Raw genomic sequence first — 15,815 nt, forward strand, 5'->3', positions numbered from 1 at the left:
AGTGGGTGAAAGAGATGAAGGAAAGAGAATTCACATTAAAAGAGGCAATGCTCTTCAGCCAGCGGATGGCACAGCTCAGTAAAGCGCTGTGGAAAGCCATCGAAAAGGACTGGCAGCAATGGATCAAGCCGTATGATCTCAACATCAATGAACACCATATTCTCTGGATCGCTTATCATCTAAAAGGTGCTTCCATATCAGATGTAGCCAAATTCGGTGTCATGCATGTATCCACGGCATTTAATTTTTCCAAGAAATTAGAGGAGCGGGAACTGCTGGAGTTTTCAAAAAGGGAAAACGATAAACGTAATACGTATATCAGGCTGACGGAGAAAGGAGAACGCATTCTTCTCGATTCCATGAAGAATTACGATCCTGACCATCACGCTATTTTCCAAGGGGTCTCTCCCCTCAGGGAGCTTTACGGAAAATTCCCGGAAATGATCGAAATGATGAGCGTGGTGCGCAACATCTACGGGAATGATTTTATGGAGATTTTCGAAAAGTCGTTCGACAACATCAAAAATGACTTCTCCGATGACAACGGAAAACTGACTGAACTTTTCCAGGAAGAAGATGACTTAGAGAGTTCTAAAGACATTTCCTGAGCTGGGTCATGAGAGAAGGATATAATCCTTGGTTGAGGCACCCCTCGATGACCCGCTCGACAGTAAGCCTGCGGTCGATCCGACGTTCAAATTCTTTAAAAAGCGGAGTAAAATAGACAAACCCTTCCGCTTTTTGTTTTTGGCATTTATTGTTCAATCCCTCACATAACTGGAAGAATGCTCTTACATCCTCCTCATCAAGACCTGCCTTCATGACCTCCCTGTAAAATAAAGTGGTATGCCCCGGCATCAGCTCCAACATGAGCCTTTGATAATATTCCAGCTTTTCCACTCTTCTTAACAAATCATCCATTCCAATCACCAATCCATATGCATAGTTTCTCTTTTCCATTGTACAAGACATTCCGTACACTTGTCTCTTTTAATCGTCACATCCCCTCTAAACAAGCCCATGCAGACTACCCTGAAGGCATCACGGTTTTATTTTTTTCCTCCCCTAAAAAAGTATTGATTTTCAGCACTAATCATAATACAGTATGTAAGGCGCTTTTCACCATACCTAACGCCTTTTGGAGGAAACACGTAATGCACTGCTGGAAATCCGTTGATAAAGAGAGACATTTCGGATATCATCGAGTCTTTTTACTTTCATCCATCGTGATGATGATGGTATTCTCATTTATATACGTGCCGATTAATGTATTGAATCATCGTGTATTTTATGATCATCATATCCTGCTCTTTTTTGCAGGGTTGTTGAGCATCTATCCCTTGCATAAGATCTGCCACGCACTGCCGGTCTTGCACTGTGCACGGAATATGACATGCACGCTGAGAAGACAGATAGGGATCTTACCGACCGTAACGCTCAGATTGAATGTGCCCATCACCAAATGGAGATACGGGATGGCATTGACCGCCCCATTCTTTGTACTCAATTCATTCCTGATGTTCGGTTGCTTCCATTTTCCTCATTACTCCCATTACTTCATCATGCTGACTGCCTTCCATACGGGCATCTGCTTAATCGATTTTCTCTGTGTAAGGACACTGCTCTTTTCTCCGAGGAGGGCGATGATCGAGGAAAATGAGGATGGATATGAGATATTGATTGAACAATGAGGGGTCGTCCCCCCTCACTAGGCTATTTTCGTATTCCTGCTCTTCATCGAAAGCAGAGGCTTTATACACGAACACGAATACGAAAAGAGCTTAGTTTCCAATTTTTCGTCAATACTCGCCCTACCAATCACCCCATTAATTTGGTATTGTATAGCATATAGGAGAGAACGGGGAGGGACCTGGATGATCACCGTATTTATCATGTTTATCGTATTCGCTCTGTTCATTTTGTTCAATATCAACAGAATGACATTCGCACTCTGTGCACAAAAAGAAATACCCGAAGAACGTCAGCCAAAAGTATACGCAACCATCAACATCCTCATCACCATACTGCTGATTTCATCTTATGTGGAAATATTATTTACATAGACAAAGAAAAGCGAAGGCGGGTCAACCCGCCGGAGCTGGACAAATAGAAAAGCGGAGGGGGCTTGCCCTGAGGCGACAAGCATAAGACGAGCCATCCGGAAAGGCGTTCCTTGCCTTTTTGGGTGGCTTGGCTTATGACCTCGAGCCTCAAGCCCCTGGAGCTGGACAGAAAGAAAAGCGGAGGCGGGTCGACCTGACCCGACAAGCATAAGATAAAGACCTCGGAAAGGCGCTCCTTGCCTTTTTGAGGTCTTTTCTTATGACCTCGAGGGGTCACTGGTTAAAGAATCCGACCACCCCTCCGGATCGCCTTCAACGGCCCTTCAGAGGGCTTTCTTTATTTCAGCAAAAAAAAAGAAGCCTGCAAAAGGAATTTTCTCTCCTTCTGCGTGCTTCCGTTCTTATGAAAAACTGCCGTGAATATTCACAGCAGCCTAACAAGCCCTTTCGGTTCAATTCACTTTATTAGCAAACGTATGCTGCACCGATGATGATAAGCAAGATGAATAGAACAACGATTAGAGCGAAACCTCCGCCATACCCGCAAGCACCTGACATATGCGCTTCCTCCTTTCATGTATGAGAAGCATCGGATGAGATAGGCAAAAAGGGGACGTTGCTGCAGGTAATGCCCCCTCTTTGATCCTGATCCGTCAATTCCTAGTATTTTTGGCTATCTTATAGCCAAGCTGCACCTACAATGATCAACAAGATGAACAGTACAACAATTAACGCGAAACCTCCGCCGTATGCGTTACCCATTACGTTCCACCTCCTTTGAAGCGCTAATGCATTATATTCAAGTAGACGTCTAATGGTTTTAGGCTATTGTCATATTTCTTATTAGCAAATAAACGCGGCACCAACGATGATTAATAAGATGAACAATACAACAAGCAATGCAAATCCTGAATTGTATCCACAGCTCATGATCATTACCTCCTTTTCTCTCTTCGCTGATATCATATGAACGAATCTGGGAATTGGGTATGTTATCTGCCTATTTTTATCAAGAATAGTTTGGAAATTATTTTTTTTCATCCAAAAAGTGTGATATAGTATGGGTTGTAGATTTTAGCCAAGCATGACTGAAAATAGCTTAGGAGTTGATCACCATGAAGAAGTGGATCCTTTCCGTATCACTTGTTGCCGGTGCCGTGGGACTAGCAGGATGCAGCGGTAATGGGGCAGACGATAAAGATGTAGTTGCAACAACGAAAGCCGGGGATATCACCAAGGATGAACTGTATGATTCAGCGAAACAAAAGTTCACTCCACAAATGGAACAAGCCCTGCAGGAACTCGTTTATACAAAAGTTCTTGATGAGAAGTATGATGTTTCTAAAGATGAAATCAACAAAAAGATGGACGAAGCGAAAGAACAGCTCGGTGATCAATTCGATATGTTCCTTCAACAGTACAATCTTGATGAAAAATCCTTTAAAGAGTATTTGAAGCTTCAGCTCCTTCAAGAGAAGGCGGCTACGTCAGATATAAAAGTCACTGACAAGGAGCTCAAGGATTATTACGAAAATTGGAAAGGTCCGATTGAAGTAAGGCACATCCTCGTGGAAGACGAAAAGACCGCGAAGGAAGTCAAAAAGAAATTGGCCGACGGTGATAAATTCGAAGATCTTGCAAGCGAGTATTCAACCGATACCGCTTCTGCAGCTAACGGAGGCAGCCTTGGATGGGTTGATAATGCGGGACGCCAAAGCTTTGTACCTGAGTTTTCAAAAGCCCTTGACTCCCTGAAAAAAGGTGAGGTCAGCGAACCTGTGAAGACAGATTATGGCTACCACATCATTGAAGTGACCGATACGAAAGAAAAGAAACCGTTCAAAGATATGAAAAAAGATCTTGAGCAAGAGCTTAAACTTTCAAAAGTGGACCAGTCTAAAATCCAGGAATCCATGAAGGACGAAATCGAAAAAGCAGATCTTAAGATCAAGGATAAAGATCTCAAAGATGCCTTCGAACAAGTACTGAACGGTACTCCAGCACCGGATGCTGCTGCCCCTGAAGGCAACGCAACGACCGATTCCGATACAAAAGAATGAACCCAAAAAAGACAGTCCGGAGATTATCCTCCGACTGTCTTTTTTCTTTAATGGCTATTCGATCAAGAGGACACGCGCCGCCGCTCTTTTTCTTCTTCCATGCGGGTCATATAGACCTCGCCCTCTTTCGCGATCCATTCATCCTCCTGGACCTTTTCCTGCCTTGCCGACTTGATGGTCATGAACGCACTGACAAAGATCCCTGCCACAATGAAATACATCCAAATCGGTAATGTCATCTGCTTCAACTCCTTATAGGTTTGTCCTTACTTCACCATATGAAGAGAACTGCCTGCTTATGACAATCTTTTTTTAGACAGCAAAAAGCCCGGTCGAAGGACCGGACTTCATGTTCATTCATGGAAGGTCGGTTTATAGAAGGAGCGGTTGTCAAGGGCAAAGACCCTCTCCGTATACTCCCCTGGTTTCGTCCTCGATAGGACCCTGTCGAGCATATTCATCTTCGCATCCACGTTATCGATATAGTGAAGGATCTCTGCTTCACGGATCAGTGGGGGTTTCGGGCTGCCCCATTCCGCCTTACCATGGTGGCTAAGGACCAAATGCTGAAGGATCATGACCTCTTCTCTTTCTATGCCAAGCTCATCGGCCGCTTTCCCGATTTCATTCACCATGATGGAGATGTGCCCAATCAGGTTCCCCTCGATTGTGTAGGTGGTCGAAGTCGGGCCGGACAGTTCAATCACCTTGCCAAGATCATGGAGGATCACACCTGCATACAACAGGTCGGAATCAAGCGTCGGGTATAATCCTGCGATGGCTTTTGAAAGATCAAGCATGGAAACGACATGATAGGCAAGGCCAGATACGAATTCATGGTGATTCTTCGTTGCAGCAGGATATTCAAGGAAGTCCTTCTGATATTTTTTGATCAGATGACGGGTGATCCGCTGAATATTCGGGTTGCGCATTTCAAAGATATATTGGGTGATCTTGCTGCTCATTTCATCTATGCTTACCGGAGCAGTCTCCAGGAAATCAGCAATGGAAAAACCATCACCCGGTGACACGGGACGAATCTGTTTGATTTTCAGTTGGTTCTTCCCCCGATAGTTGTGGATATCCCCGACTACCTTGACAATCGTCTCCGGCTGGTAGGCTTTTTCATCCTGATCTGAGGCATCCCACAGCTTCGCTTCGATATCCCCGCTCTTATCCTGCAGGATGATGGTCAGAAATGGCTTGCCTGTATTGGTTGTGCCTTTTGTCATCTGTTTGATCAATAAATGCAAATCGATGGTCTCACCGACTGCATAGGTCGTAATTCCGGACATGGTTGTTCCCCCGTTCTCTTTCAGTTTACTGTTTCAAGTATATCACAGAGGCACCCGACTTGACTCGTCGAGACCCGTCTCAATTGTCTGCTCATCCAAATTTATCACTTCTGGTGCCTGGAAGGTGTCCACTACAGCCTGATGACAGGTGAAATACAATATTTGATGATTCTCCGACAGCTTATCCAGCGCTTCAATGAATGCCCTGGTTCTGTCTTCATCAAAGTTCACCGCCGCATCATCGATGATGACGGGAAGATCATAGATTTCTTTCAGGGAAGAGATCAGGGCGAAACGGATGGCGATATACAGTTGCTCCTTCGTTCCCTGACTGAGTTCCACAGCCTGAAACACCTGACCGTCTTCCCTGGCAACCGTGATCATTTCGTCATCGGTTACGTTGATCTTACGATATCGCCCATTCGTGAGTTTAAGGAAGTATTGCTCTGCCTCCCCGATCAGCCTCGGCATCTTAGTCTGCTGATAGTGCTCCATCGTATTTTCCAAAGCCTTCCTCGCCAGGGTGACAGCTGACCATCGCTGGATCTTTTCGTGGATTTCGGCTTTCTTCCCTTCGAACTGTTGCAATAGGACAGAATATTCGGTTCCTTCCTCTAGAACGTGAAGTTCATATGCAAGTGTCGCTGCCTCCTCCTGCAGGGTCGAGATACTGCGGGAGCATTCGTCGATATCAGTGGAAGCAAGAAGGATTTCCTTTTCCACAAGATCTTTAGATTGAAACTCCGTAAAAGCAGACAGGATATCAGGCTGGAATCGTTTTTCCATAAATCTATAGGCATGCAACAGCTCCCGTTTCTCTTCGGCAAGCTGACCTGTCTTCCTATAGGCTTCCTCCGAAGATGTTCCTGCAAAGGAGAAAAGACCCTCCACCTCATCTTCCAGCTTGGTTCGTTCGATTTCAAGGCTTTGCATATCCATCCGGATCTGGTTGAGCTCTTCCTTGGCGTGATTCCTCTTCAGATCTTCTTTATCCATCTCCTTCAGAAGCTCCTTCATCTTACTGTGGATTTCCTCCAGTGGTACAGCTTCGATTCCGTGGCGATTGAACCACTCCCGACACTCCCCTATATAGGCTTCGATCTTGGTCTCAGCTCCGCGGATTTCGTCATGGAGGATGATGAACCTGTCATGAAGGTTCACGAGTTCCTTCAGCCTTATAAAGGCTTCTTTCAGCCATTTCCATTGGAAATCAACAGGTAGTCCAAGCTCTGAAACGATAGCGGCAATCCTGTCATCTACATCCTGCAGCCTGTTCACAAGCAGGCTCTCCTCTTCCATGATACCTGCGAGCGTACCTTCCGTCTCTTCAAGCTTCAGGATGAGCTGCTTCCATTGACTGCGGTACTCAAGCTGTTCATCATAGAGTCGCTGGGAGTCGGACGATACCTCTCCTTCGGGTCGTTCCATGGATTGGATCCTATTTTCACGTTCAATCAAGCGCGATCGGGACTGCCTAAAGGATAATATGCTCATGACGCCCGGCAGCAGGGCAAGGCCCATGATCCATGTTCCCGTCCAGATCCCCCATAGCGTCAGGATCAGTCCGATCAAAAGAACGGATAACGTGATCTTCTTCTGTCCGCCCAATGCCTTACGATCGCTCGCAAGCATCCTCTCCTCTGCTTCCAATCGGTCCCCGAACCAGTTTCTCTGGACCTCGGACATCCCTTTTTTGATTTTCCGCTGGAGATCCTGAAAGGCCTCCTCCCCCATCAATCGATTCTCCGCAGCGTCACAATCCCGCTCGGTTCGATCTCTGGTTGCTTGTGCTTCCGCCATTTTCTTCCGATTATGCTCCCGTTCATGAAGGATTTCAGTCTTTTCTTCGATTGCGTCGTTGATTCTCTCATTCATCGAGAAGCTGATGTTGACAGAGGCAGCGTCCTTTCCTTCCAAACTCAGTTGGAGCTCCCTTCTGATTCCACGGATGCCGCTTTCAATCGCTTCGGCTTCCGTCCGATGATCCTCAAGATCATGGATCCATTTTTGAAAGTTCCCCTGAGACGCCAACTTTTCTTCCAGGAAGCTCCGTTCTTCCTCATCGATTTCCGCGTCCTGTTCCACCCTTTCCAAAAAGGTATCCTTTTTGAGCTGCAGGGTTTCAAGTTGGGCTTCCACTTTTCGGATCTCCCGCCTGCACTCATCGAGGCGGTGCAGACCCTTTTCAGGAAACGGGAAGTCACCAATTTGTCCGATCCTATCCAATGTGTACACTCTTTCACTGAGAGCATCCCAGTTTTCCCGGATCTGCAAAAGGGTATGTTTTCTTTCCTGCAGGATCCTCAGCTCATGTTCAAGACGTTCCAGTCTTTTACCGATTTGCCCTTTTTCTACATGAAGGGGAGCATAGCGGTCATTGCGACCTTTCGCTTCTTTCAGTTTCTTTTCAAGTGACGTGAGCTCAGAGAATAGTAGATTGATCACAGGTTTGCGCCCGGAGCGTTTGAAGAGCTGTTCCTGTTCTTTTTGCCATGCCTGCTCCATCTGCATGAGGGCATCCGTTCCGGTGGATCCTGCAGAAAATAAGAAGCGGTTAAGGTCTTCCTTTTTCAAACGGTGGATTCCCTGAAGACCCTCAAGGTCAAAGGAAAAGATGTTCCCGTAGGTTTTTCGGTCGATGGTACCGAGTAGCCGCTGAAGTCCTTCCTCTCCTTCTACCCTTCCATCTTCATATTGAAGAGTCACAGTCCCCGTGGCTGGTCCCCCCCTCTTCCTTTCAATCCGGATCTCCGCTTCGGAAGGAGTGCACACCCTGAGAACTCCTCCATAGTCCGAAGATGTTTTCGGTTCGTAGCGCGGGAGTGAATGCTGCTTGGTAGGAAAGCCGAAGAGGACGCTGTGGATGAAGGACATGATCGTCGATTTCCCTGCCTCGTTCTGTCCGAAGATCACCTGTAATTCTTCCATGGTATAGTGCTGATTGATCAGTTTTCCATAGGCATAGATATGGATTCCCTTAATCTTCATGCGATCACCTTCCTTCCTTGCTCGGGGTGCCGAGGAGCTTTCTGACATCGTGAAAGACCTCCTGATCCACCTGAAGACCATGTTTATAGACTAACGGATGATCCATCAGCTCTGACAGGGACGATGCCCAGTCGCCCTGCTCCAGCTCATCAACCATCTCAAACATGATTTGGCTGAATGGGTCGCGCTCATCAAGAACCCATTTCTCTTCTGCAAAGGACACACGATGGACCCATTTGATCCCTTGTTCATCCTCCATTGCCGATTGAATCGTATCCAGTAACTCACCGTTCTGGATCCTCCTCCATTCCTCTTCCCCCAAGCTGCCCTTTCCTTCCAGACGGAGTTCGATCATATCTTCCCCGCACGAACCCACGGCCTCCCTGATCCGATTGTACAGCTCACCAAAACGGGTGACCCCATCGAGTGATACAGATTTTTGTATCCATTCTACTTCCTGTACGGGTATGAAGGTCAGTTCGGTACGGTCCCCTTCCATCTCGACTTCGTAACAGCCTTTAGGGCCGGTTTCTTTCCGGTGCCTTCCTTGTATATTCCCCGGATACACAATGTAAGGATCTTCATGGAGGATCTGCCGCTTGTGGATATGACCCAGTGCCCAGTAATCATATCCCTTATCTAGCAGTTCCTTGATGGTGAAGGGGGCATAGGGTTCATGGTCCGCCTCGATGCTCCCTTCACTTCCATGAAGAAGAGCGATCCTGTAGCCGCCGCCTTCGGCTTTTGGATATTCTGTAATCATCCTCTCGTGAATATGACGGCTTCCATAGCTGAATCCCGCGATTGAGACATCTGCCCCATCCTTCGTCCTTACCTGTTTCCACTCAGGTCGTTCAGAGAAGATATGTACATGGGGAGGCATGTCCAGCTGAACCCTGAATCCCCCAAGGTGATCATGGTTTCCATGGATGATGAAAACGGGGATCTCCTTCTCCTTCAAACGATCGAACTGTTGCACGAGCCTCGCCTGCGCCCGGATACTTCGATCCTCTTCATCAAAGAGATCCCCGCTGATGAGCACGAAGTCTACCTCCCTTTTAAGTGCCTCATCAATCAGTCTTTCAAAAGAAGCAAAGGTGCTTCCCTGTATGTGTTTGAACCGCGCTGCTGGCAAGTTCTTCAACCCTTTGAACGGACTGTCCAAATGCAGATCGGCAGCATGCAGAAACCGGATTTTCTTCATGGTTCCCCTCCAAAATTACGAATATATGTTCTAATACTACCCATTATACCCCAACGTACGCTATCATTTCATCTGTGAATTATTTATGGGTATAGGAATATTCCACTTTTCATTATTTGAAAAATATGAAAAAATAAAAGTGATCATGATGCAAAGGGGTAGAGAGATGAAAACGTATAAACTTACAGTATTCGAGAAGAACGGGTCAAAGCTTCTGGATGAGAGTGTCCAGGCTGCAACGGATGAGGAAGCGAAGAAGGTTGGGGAAAGTATGTTGGCAGAGAAGGGGTATCTGGATCACACCCATCGTTTCACTTCCCCACTGGGAAAGCTTCTATTATTCCACGTATAAACAAAAGAGGGCGCCATGCGGCACCCTCTTTTCCGTTATTCCCCTTTGAATGACGGCCTTCTCTTTTCGATGAATGACTTGATTCCTTCTTGATGATCTGATGTCTGTCTCATAAGCCATTGACCATCTTTTTCTTTGAGCAATGCTTCCTGAAGCCTCTCTTTATTCAACTCGGTATAGATTTCCTTTGTTTTCAAGAGTGCCTTCACTGGGGATTGAAGACACTGTTCGATATATCGTTCCAGTCCTTCTGCCAGTTTCCCGGATGGAAGTGCTTCGTCTACCAGTCCTTTCATCAGGGCCTCTTGACCGAGCATCACTTTTCCATTCCAGATCATCCTTTTCGCCTTATGGGTGCCGAGCCTCTCTTGAAGGAGGAAGTGGCTGCCGCCATCGGGGATGAGTCCGATTCCTATGAAATTCATGGCAAGCTTGCTGTCTTCCTCGCAAAGGATATAATCGGCCGTCAGCGCCAAGCTGAACCCGAGGCCCGCGGCTGAACCATGGATACCCGCCACGACAATCTTCGGAAGGGTGTAGAGGGTCATGGCAAGCTCATTGATCACATCCATCACTTCGGAAAAATCGCCTTCATTCCCAAGGGAAAGCATGGATTTGATGTCTCCTCCAGATGAAAAGCCTTTCCCTTCCCCGGTCAGTACGACAATCGCCAAATCGGGGTCCCTCCTGATCTCCTTCAGGGCAGACAACAGCCCGTTCATCAGGCCGAGGTCGAGTGCATTCAACGACTCCGGCCGGTTCAAGACGACTCTCGCCACTTTTCCTTCTATATGAACCTTCACTAATTCACCTTGTTTTTGTACGCTCATGATTACTCCTCCTGGCTTATTTTATTTTGAATTTCATCTCTCAGGGCCATCTTCAGGAATTTCCCCACCGATGTCTTCGGAATTTCCTTCATGAAAATTACTTTGTCTGGCAGCCACCACTTCGCGAACTGCGGACGCAGGAAGTCGATGATTTCTTCCTCTGTGACCGTCCTCTTCTCGGCATCTTTCAAGACGACACATGCGACAGGACGTTCCTGCCACTCCTCATGAGGTACCGCAACAACTGCAGCTTCAAAGATGTCTTCGTGAGACATCAGTGCATTTTCCAGGTCAACAGATGAGATCCATTCTCCTCCTGATTTGATCAGATCCTTCGTCCGATCCACGATCTTGATATACCCTTCTTCATCGATCGTCACCACATCTCCAGTGTGGAGCCATCCATTCCTGAAAGCATCCTCTGTCCGATCATCCTCGTAATACTCGGATGCAATCCATGGCCCCCTGAGGGCAAGTTCTCCCATCTCCCGGCCGTTCCACTCCACTTCCCCGTCTTTCCCGAGAATCTTCATCTCCAGTCCCGGGACAAGGATTCCTTGTTTGGCTTTGACATCGTACCGCTCTTCATTCGATAACATTTCATGCTGACTCTTCATCGATGCCACGACGGCGAGGGGGCTGGTCTCAGTCATCCCGTAGGCATGCATGAATGGAATTCCGTGCTTTTCTTCAAAGGTCTTGATCATTCCCCTAGGCGCTGCGGAGCCGCCGCAAAGGAGGTAACGGACGGAAGATAGATCATAGCTGTTCTCTTCGAGTTCTCTCAAGAGTCCCAGCCATATGGTGGGTACACCGGCTGCAACGGTAACCTTTTCTTTTTCCATCAGTTGGGCGATGAGCCCAGGGGTGAAGTAAGGGCCAGGCAACACTTGCGTCGTTCCGAACCATACGGCTGCGAACGGGAGACCCCATGCATTCACATGGAACATCGGTACGACAGGCAAGGCCACATCCCTCTCCATGATCCCGGTTGTATCGGCAAGTCCGAGGGCCATGGCATGGAGGACGATGCCCCGGTGGGAGTATACGACCCCTTTCGGATTCCCTGTTGTCGCAGAAGTATAGCACATACCGGCAGGCGCATTTTCATCGAGATCATGCCTGAAAGAGAATGTCGGATCACCTTTCTCGAGCAGCTCTTCATAATGATGCAGATCTTCGATGGTCGAATCAGGCATTTCGCCGTCCGTCATGACAATGATGGACTCGACATGGGGGATCTGATCCCTGATTTTTTCCACCAGTGGTAGAAGATCGGAATCCACAAGAAGAACAGTGTCTTTAGCATGATTGATGATATACACGATATGCTGAGGGGACAGCCTGATGTTGATGGTGTGAAGCACTGCGCCCATGCATGGGATTGCGAAATAGGCTTCGAGGTGACGGTGATGATTCCACGCAAGGGTCCCCACCTTATCTCCTTCCTTGACCCCTAGGTTCGTCAGGACGCTGCCGAGTCTCCTCGTCCTTTTTCCCCATTCTTTATAGGTGAAGCGGTGAATGCCCGATTCGGTCCTTGAAACGATGTGCTTTTTGGGATAAAACTTTTCTGCTCGTTCCATCATCGCTGTTAGAAGTAAAGGCGTCTGCATCATAAACGTATCTCCCCTTTGTCTTTATATGGACTGGTACAGGTGAAGCGAATGCAGGATCGTCACGACGAAGTAATCGCTTACAAAACCATCCTTCTTACTTATTCGATTTCCTTGATCCGAATCCTCTTTCTCCCCCATGATTTCGACAATTCTCTAAAACCAAAGGGGGTGGGACAAAGCAAAAAAGGGATCCTTTCATGACGGACACGTCCACGCAGCTTCTTTATACTGCACATGAACCAATCGACCGCTGGACATGGGAATACACTGTTCGTGAAACAAATAAAAAAACCGAATTCATATACCTTATCGCAGGCAAATGAATTCGGGTTTTATCTTGACTGAAACACGTTTGTTCCAGTCTCTCAAGAAAACAATCCATCGAGGATGTCGATTTTTTTGTCTGTGTACTCTTTGAATGTCAGATTATACGCATTCGGTTCCTTCGGATTGGCAAAGTGGGTGATCTTCCCCGTTTCAGGGTCGATGAATTTACTTGCCGCCCCGCAGCCGATCCCGATGATGGTCTGCACTTCCTCCATGATCATGATGTTATAGATACTATCCTGACCCGGCAGGGCATAACCGACGTTCTCAAGGTTTCCAAGGATGTTCTTCTGACGGTACAGGTAATAAGGCTCGTATCCGTGAGCAGAAGTCCACTCCTCGGCGAGATTCATCATCCGTCCGATCTCGTGGCGATCGGCCACCTTATATTTATCCTTATTCTTCGTCATCTCTGATGCACGTTTGAACGAAAGGGTGTGGACGGTCAACGATTCAGGCATCAGCTTCTCGGTTTCATCAAGGGAATGCTGCAGCTCAGGAAGCTCTTCGCCCGGCAGCCCGATGATGAGGTCCATATTGATGTTATTCATGCCCATTTCCCTGGCCAGATGGAACTTATCAATCGTCTCTTCCACCGTGTGATGCCTTCCGATCGCCTTCAGCGTTTCCTGGGTGTAGGATTGTGGGTTGATGGAGATCCGGTCGATATTCCATTTATTCAATACCTTCAGTTTATCAGGCGTGATGGTATCGGGTCTTCCTGCTTCCACCGTCACTTCCCGCACCTTGTCCACATCCGGGAAGGAGTCGTACATTTCTTCATACAAGGCATCCATCTTTTCCGCTGTGATGGAAGTAGGAGTGCCGCCTCCGAAGTAGATCGTCGTGATCTTCACGCCTTTTTCCTTCATCCACCGCCCCATTTCCCGGATTTCATAATGAAGTCCAGCGAGGAACGAATCCACCCTGCCCTGCTTGCCCTGGATGGCGTAGGCCGGGAAGGTGCAGTAAGCGCATTTTGTGGGGCAAAAAGGGATCCCGATATATATGCTCACCTCATCCCTCACGTCATAAAGGTCAGGAACGACGGACAGTTGGCGATCCACGATGTTTTGCATAAGATCGATCTTTTCATCGGTGATCAAATACTCTTCCTTCAGCTTATGATGGATCTCTTCTGCCTGAAGCCCGAGCATATTTTGTTTGTGGATCAATTTCGTCGGTCTGATTCCCGTCAGGATCCCCCATTTCTGTTGGATGCCTGTCATCTCCTGAAGGACGTTCAGGTACACATGGGAAACGGCGGTTTTGAGCTGTCTGAATCGCTCCTTCTCCGTGTCATACGGTAACCAGTCTTTTTCATAAACCGCTTTCGGAGAATAGTCAGATTTGATTTCCGCACTGGCGTGGATCGACTCCGTATCTGTTACATGTATATGGATCTCCAGATCGGCATTATCGCACTCACCAAAATGGATTTTGGTTTCTTCGAAAAATAAATTGGCAATCAATCGAAGAGGCCGTTCAAATCGTTCGTCTTCGATGCCTTTAATTAACACATTCACGTTGTAATCACCTTTCACAATTGGATAAGCATTTATAAGTGTACAAGAACGGGATGGGAATGGTCAATGTCGTTGATGGTACGAAAAAGACCGATCCCTATTGGAACCGGCCTTGGCAATCAAGATTTTATGATATTCATCTTCTTAAGGAACGGAATCGGATGCTGCTTCCTGAACACCTCACTGATGAAGTACGGGATCCCCTTTTCATGCTGGCTCCTCGTCACCCAGTCCGCTGCCTTCCTCACTTCTGCAGGAGCCCCTCCCATGGCGACACCGAGACCGCAGCACCTCATGGCATCCATATCATCCACTCCCGCCCCGACCATGACGACCTGCTCCTTCTTCAACGCATAGCGTTCGGTCAGATACATGAGACCGCGAAGTTTTGACACGCCTTTTGGAACGATGTCCAGACTATTTTCCGAAGTCGGGATGGCATCTACCTCATCATACATGGCTGTGAGTGCGGCGATGATATCCCACACATCGTCCTTCCGCTCAAGGACCACGGAGATTTTCGGAACGGTCATCGGATTTGCTGCAAGGTGCTCACTGATGGAGTCGACATATTGCTTACTGTAAAGAAGACGTGACTCCCGCTGCCACGATAAGCGGGCAAGCTCCTTGGACGGCGAATTGGTTTTCCCGATGATCGACTGCCTTTCATGGGCCATCTGGATCTGACAAGGGAATCCTTCAAGGAAATGGGCGATTTCATAGGTGATGGTCTCGGATATCTTTTTGACATAGAGTGGCTTTTCGAGTTCAGCGGCGATATAGGCACCCCCATGAGTGATGATGGGACCTGTGAGGTTCAGAGATTTAGCCACTTTCTTTGCCGAGTTGAAGCTCCTGCTCGTCACAAGTGTGACAGGAACCCCTTTATGTTGAACGTATTCAATTGCCTCCTTCGTTTCCTTTGCAATCTTTCCGCTTCGATTCACGATCGTACCGTCGATATTGAGAGCAAGCATTCTATAGATCATCATGATGTCCTCCTAAGTGTTGTCTACTGCTTTCTTTACATTTATGAAGAGGAATAGACAATTATGACAAGGAGGTCAAGGAGGCCTGAAATTTGCATCCACTCACAGAAAAATCCCGCCGGCAGACCCGGCGGGATTTCATGTATATTATTGCTGTACGGAACCGTATAGTTCTTCCAATGGTTTCATGATGACTTTATTCAAATCGGTGATCACCATGCTCATGCGTTGTTCTGCTTCCATGAGTTTTGAGATTTTGTCGTGCTGCTGGACGAGCTGGGCCGCTTTTTGAGCCTGCTCTACTTCTTCTTGAGTGATTTCTTCACCGCTCATTTGTTTTTGTTGAAGCTGCATCTGGATGTTACGGAAATTCTCGAACATCTTGCTGGCAGATTCGTCACTGTTCACTTCATCATACATGTTTTTCAGCTGTTGGAACTCGTCACTTTGACGGAGTGCACGCTCCAATTCATTTGCTTGATCGTATAAGTTGATAGCCAAGGTTTAGCCTCCTAAAATATCTGTCTGTCTTTCTTCATCCCCACTATAACAAACTATGTGT

At 47.3% G+C, this 15,815-nt stretch carries 18 protein-coding genes; 5 read left to right on the forward strand and 13 right to left on the reverse strand.

What is annotated here, in order from left to right:
* Nucleotides 1–14 precede the first annotated feature (14 nt).
* Complete coding sequence (locus AF331_RS08425; RefSeq protein WP_048004405.1) at nt 15–608, forward strand: HTH-type transcriptional regulator Hpr; 594 nt, start codon at nt 15–17, stop codon at nt 606–608.
* Here the strand turns inward: AF331_RS08425 and AF331_RS08430 are convergent.
* Nucleotides 592–921: a DUF1878 family protein gene (locus tag AF331_RS08430; protein ID WP_053427842.1), complete on the reverse strand. Its 330-nt coding sequence runs from the start codon at nt 919–921 to the stop codon at nt 592–594. The genes AF331_RS08425 and AF331_RS08430 overlap by 17 nt on opposite strands.
* A 233-nt stretch (nt 922–1,154) precedes the next feature.
* Here AF331_RS08430 and AF331_RS08435 point away from each other — a divergent pair, with 233 nt between their 5' ends.
* Both AF331_RS08435 and AF331_RS08440 read left to right on the forward strand, forming a co-directional pair.
* Nucleotides 1,155–1,691, forward strand: a complete 537-nt coding sequence (locus tag AF331_RS08435; RefSeq protein WP_053427614.1) for a DUF3267 domain-containing protein — start codon at nt 1,155–1,157, stop codon at nt 1,689–1,691.
* 183 nt (nt 1,692–1,874) lie between these two features.
* Nucleotides 1,875–2,063: a hypothetical protein gene (locus tag AF331_RS08440; RefSeq protein ID WP_053427615.1), complete on the forward strand. Its 189-nt coding sequence runs from the start codon at nt 1,875–1,877 to the stop codon at nt 2,061–2,063.
* A 465-nt stretch (nt 2,064–2,528) separates the two neighbouring features.
* Here AF331_RS08440 and AF331_RS21815 read toward each other — a convergent pair whose 3' ends face one another.
* From AF331_RS21815 to AF331_RS21820, 3 genes are all read right to left on the reverse strand, one after another.
* Entirely contained in the window at nt 2,529–2,621 is a 93-nt protein-coding gene (locus AF331_RS21815; RefSeq protein ID WP_079515766.1) for a YjcZ family sporulation protein, read from the reverse strand.
* A gap of 120 nt (nt 2,622–2,741) precedes the next feature.
* Entirely contained in the window at nt 2,742–2,825 is an 84-nt protein-coding gene (locus tag AF331_RS08445; protein WP_032089274.1) for a YjcZ family sporulation protein, read from the reverse strand.
* Nucleotides 2,826–2,906: 81 nt separating this feature from the next.
* Complete coding sequence (locus AF331_RS21820; RefSeq protein WP_048004408.1) at nt 2,907–2,993, reverse strand: YjcZ family sporulation protein; 87 nt, start codon at nt 2,991–2,993, stop codon at nt 2,907–2,909.
* A gap of 185 nt (nt 2,994–3,178) precedes the next feature.
* Here AF331_RS21820 and AF331_RS08450 point away from each other — a divergent pair, with 185 nt between their 5' ends.
* A complete protein-coding gene (locus AF331_RS08450; protein WP_053427616.1) occupies nt 3,179–4,123 on the forward strand; it encodes a peptidylprolyl isomerase in 945 nt (314 codons plus the stop codon).
* Between the two features lie 62 nt (nt 4,124–4,185).
* Here the strand turns inward: AF331_RS08450 and AF331_RS21825 are convergent, their stop codons facing one another.
* The 4 genes from AF331_RS21825 to AF331_RS08465 all read right to left on the reverse strand — a co-directional run bounded on the left by AF331_RS21825 (nt 4,186) and on the right by AF331_RS08465 (nt 9,610).
* Entirely contained in the window at nt 4,186–4,362 is a 177-nt protein-coding gene (locus tag AF331_RS21825; RefSeq protein WP_082346814.1) for a sporulation YhaL family protein, read from the reverse strand.
* Between the two features lie 114 nt (nt 4,363–4,476).
* Nucleotides 4,477–5,418: a 3'-5' exoribonuclease YhaM gene (gene yhaM, locus AF331_RS08455; protein WP_053427617.1), complete on the reverse strand. Its 942-nt coding sequence runs from the start codon at nt 5,416–5,418 to the stop codon at nt 4,477–4,479.
* 42 nt (nt 5,419–5,460) lie between these two features.
* Nucleotides 5,461–8,406, reverse strand: a complete 2,946-nt coding sequence (locus AF331_RS08460) for an ATP-binding protein (protein ID WP_160316500.1) — start codon at nt 8,404–8,406, stop codon at nt 5,461–5,463.
* Between the two features lie 4 nt (nt 8,407–8,410).
* The gene (locus AF331_RS08465) at nt 8,411–9,610 is read right to left on the reverse strand and encodes a metallophosphoesterase family protein (protein ID WP_053427619.1); all 1,200 of its coding nucleotides are present in this window, start codon (nt 9,608–9,610) and stop codon (nt 8,411–8,413) included.
* 166 nt (nt 9,611–9,776) lie between these two features.
* On the opposite strand from AF331_RS08465, the gene AF331_RS08470 reads away from it, so the two are divergent.
* A complete protein-coding gene (locus tag AF331_RS08470) occupies nt 9,777–9,962 on the forward strand; it encodes a YhzD family protein (protein WP_053427620.1) in 186 nt (61 codons plus the stop codon).
* A gap of 35 nt (nt 9,963–9,997) precedes the next feature.
* Here AF331_RS08470 and AF331_RS08475 read toward each other — a convergent pair whose 3' ends face one another.
* The 5 genes from AF331_RS08475 to AF331_RS08495 all read right to left on the reverse strand — a co-directional run bounded on the left by AF331_RS08475 (nt 9,998) and on the right by AF331_RS08495 (nt 15,754).
* Nucleotides 9,998–10,792 carry an enoyl-CoA hydratase gene (locus tag AF331_RS08475; protein WP_053427621.1) on the reverse strand — a complete coding sequence of 265 codons (795 nt, stop codon included), beginning with the start codon at nt 10,790–10,792 and terminating at the stop codon, nt 9,998–10,000.
* 2 nt (nt 10,793–10,794) lie between these two features.
* A complete protein-coding gene (locus AF331_RS08480) occupies nt 10,795–12,411 on the reverse strand; it encodes a long-chain fatty acid--CoA ligase (protein ID WP_053427622.1) in 1,617 nt (538 codons plus the stop codon).
* A gap of 365 nt (nt 12,412–12,776) precedes the next feature.
* Complete coding sequence (locus AF331_RS08485) at nt 12,777–14,264, reverse strand: coproporphyrinogen III oxidase (protein ID WP_053427623.1); 1,488 nt, start codon at nt 14,262–14,264, stop codon at nt 12,777–12,779.
* A gap of 119 nt (nt 14,265–14,383) precedes the next feature.
* On the reverse strand, nt 14,384–15,253 hold the full coding sequence (locus tag AF331_RS08490; protein ID WP_053427624.1) for a Cof-type HAD-IIB family hydrolase: 870 nt from the start codon (nt 15,251–15,253) through the stop codon (nt 14,384–14,386).
* 147 nt (nt 15,254–15,400) lie between these two features.
* A complete protein-coding gene (locus tag AF331_RS08495; protein WP_053427625.1) occupies nt 15,401–15,754 on the reverse strand; it encodes a YlbF/YmcA family competence regulator in 354 nt (117 codons plus the stop codon).
* Nucleotides 15,755–15,815: the final 61 nt, after the last annotated feature.

Source organism: Rossellomorea marisflavi (genome assembly GCF_001274775.1).
GTDB classification, from domain to species: Bacteria; Bacillota; Bacilli; order Bacillales; family Bacillaceae_B; genus Rossellomorea; species Rossellomorea marisflavi.

Coding starts and splice junctions, on each gene's coding strand:
- AF331_RS08425 (WP_048004405.1), top strand. CDS start 15: ATGAAGGAAAGAGAATTCACATTAAAAGAGGCAATGCTCTTCAGCCAG.
- AF331_RS08430 (WP_053427842.1), bottom strand. CDS start 921: ATGGATGATTTGTTAAGAAGAGTGGAAAAGCTGGAATATTATCAAAGG.
- AF331_RS08435 (WP_053427614.1), top strand. CDS start 1,155: ATGCACTGCTGGAAATCCGTTGATAAAGAGAGACATTTCGGATATCAT.
- AF331_RS08440 (WP_053427615.1), top strand. CDS start 1,875: ATGATCACCGTATTTATCATGTTTATCGTATTCGCTCTGTTCATTTTG.
- AF331_RS21815 (WP_079515766.1), bottom strand. CDS start 2,621: ATGTCAGGTGCTTGCGGGTATGGCGGAGGTTTCGCTCTAATCGTTGTT.
- AF331_RS08445 (WP_032089274.1), bottom strand. CDS start 2,825: ATGGGTAACGCATACGGCGGAGGTTTCGCGTTAATTGTTGTACTGTTC.
- AF331_RS21820 (WP_048004408.1), bottom strand. CDS start 2,993: ATGAGCTGTGGATACAATTCAGGATTTGCATTGCTTGTTGTATTGTTC.
- AF331_RS08450 (WP_053427616.1), top strand. CDS start 3,179: ATGAAGAAGTGGATCCTTTCCGTATCACTTGTTGCCGGTGCCGTGGGA.
- AF331_RS21825 (WP_082346814.1), bottom strand. CDS start 4,362: ATGACATTACCGATTTGGATGTATTTCATTGTGGCAGGGATCTTTGTC.
- yhaM (WP_053427617.1), bottom strand. CDS start 5,418: ATGTCCGGAATTACGACCTATGCAGTCGGTGAGACCATCGATTTGCAT.
- AF331_RS08460 (WP_160316500.1), bottom strand. CDS start 8,406: ATGAAGATTAAGGGAATCCATATCTATGCCTATGGAAAACTGATCAAT.
- AF331_RS08465 (WP_053427619.1), bottom strand. CDS start 9,610: ATGAAGAAAATCCGGTTTCTGCATGCTGCCGATCTGCATTTGGACAGT.
- AF331_RS08470 (WP_053427620.1), top strand. CDS start 9,777: ATGAAAACGTATAAACTTACAGTATTCGAGAAGAACGGGTCAAAGCTT.
- AF331_RS08475 (WP_053427621.1), bottom strand. CDS start 10,792: ATGAGCGTACAAAAACAAGGTGAATTAGTGAAGGTTCATATAGAAGGA.
- AF331_RS08480 (WP_053427622.1), bottom strand. CDS start 12,411: ATGATGCAGACGCCTTTACTTCTAACAGCGATGATGGAACGAGCAGAA.
- AF331_RS08490 (WP_053427624.1), bottom strand. CDS start 15,253: ATGATCTATAGAATGCTTGCTCTCAATATCGACGGTACGATCGTGAAT.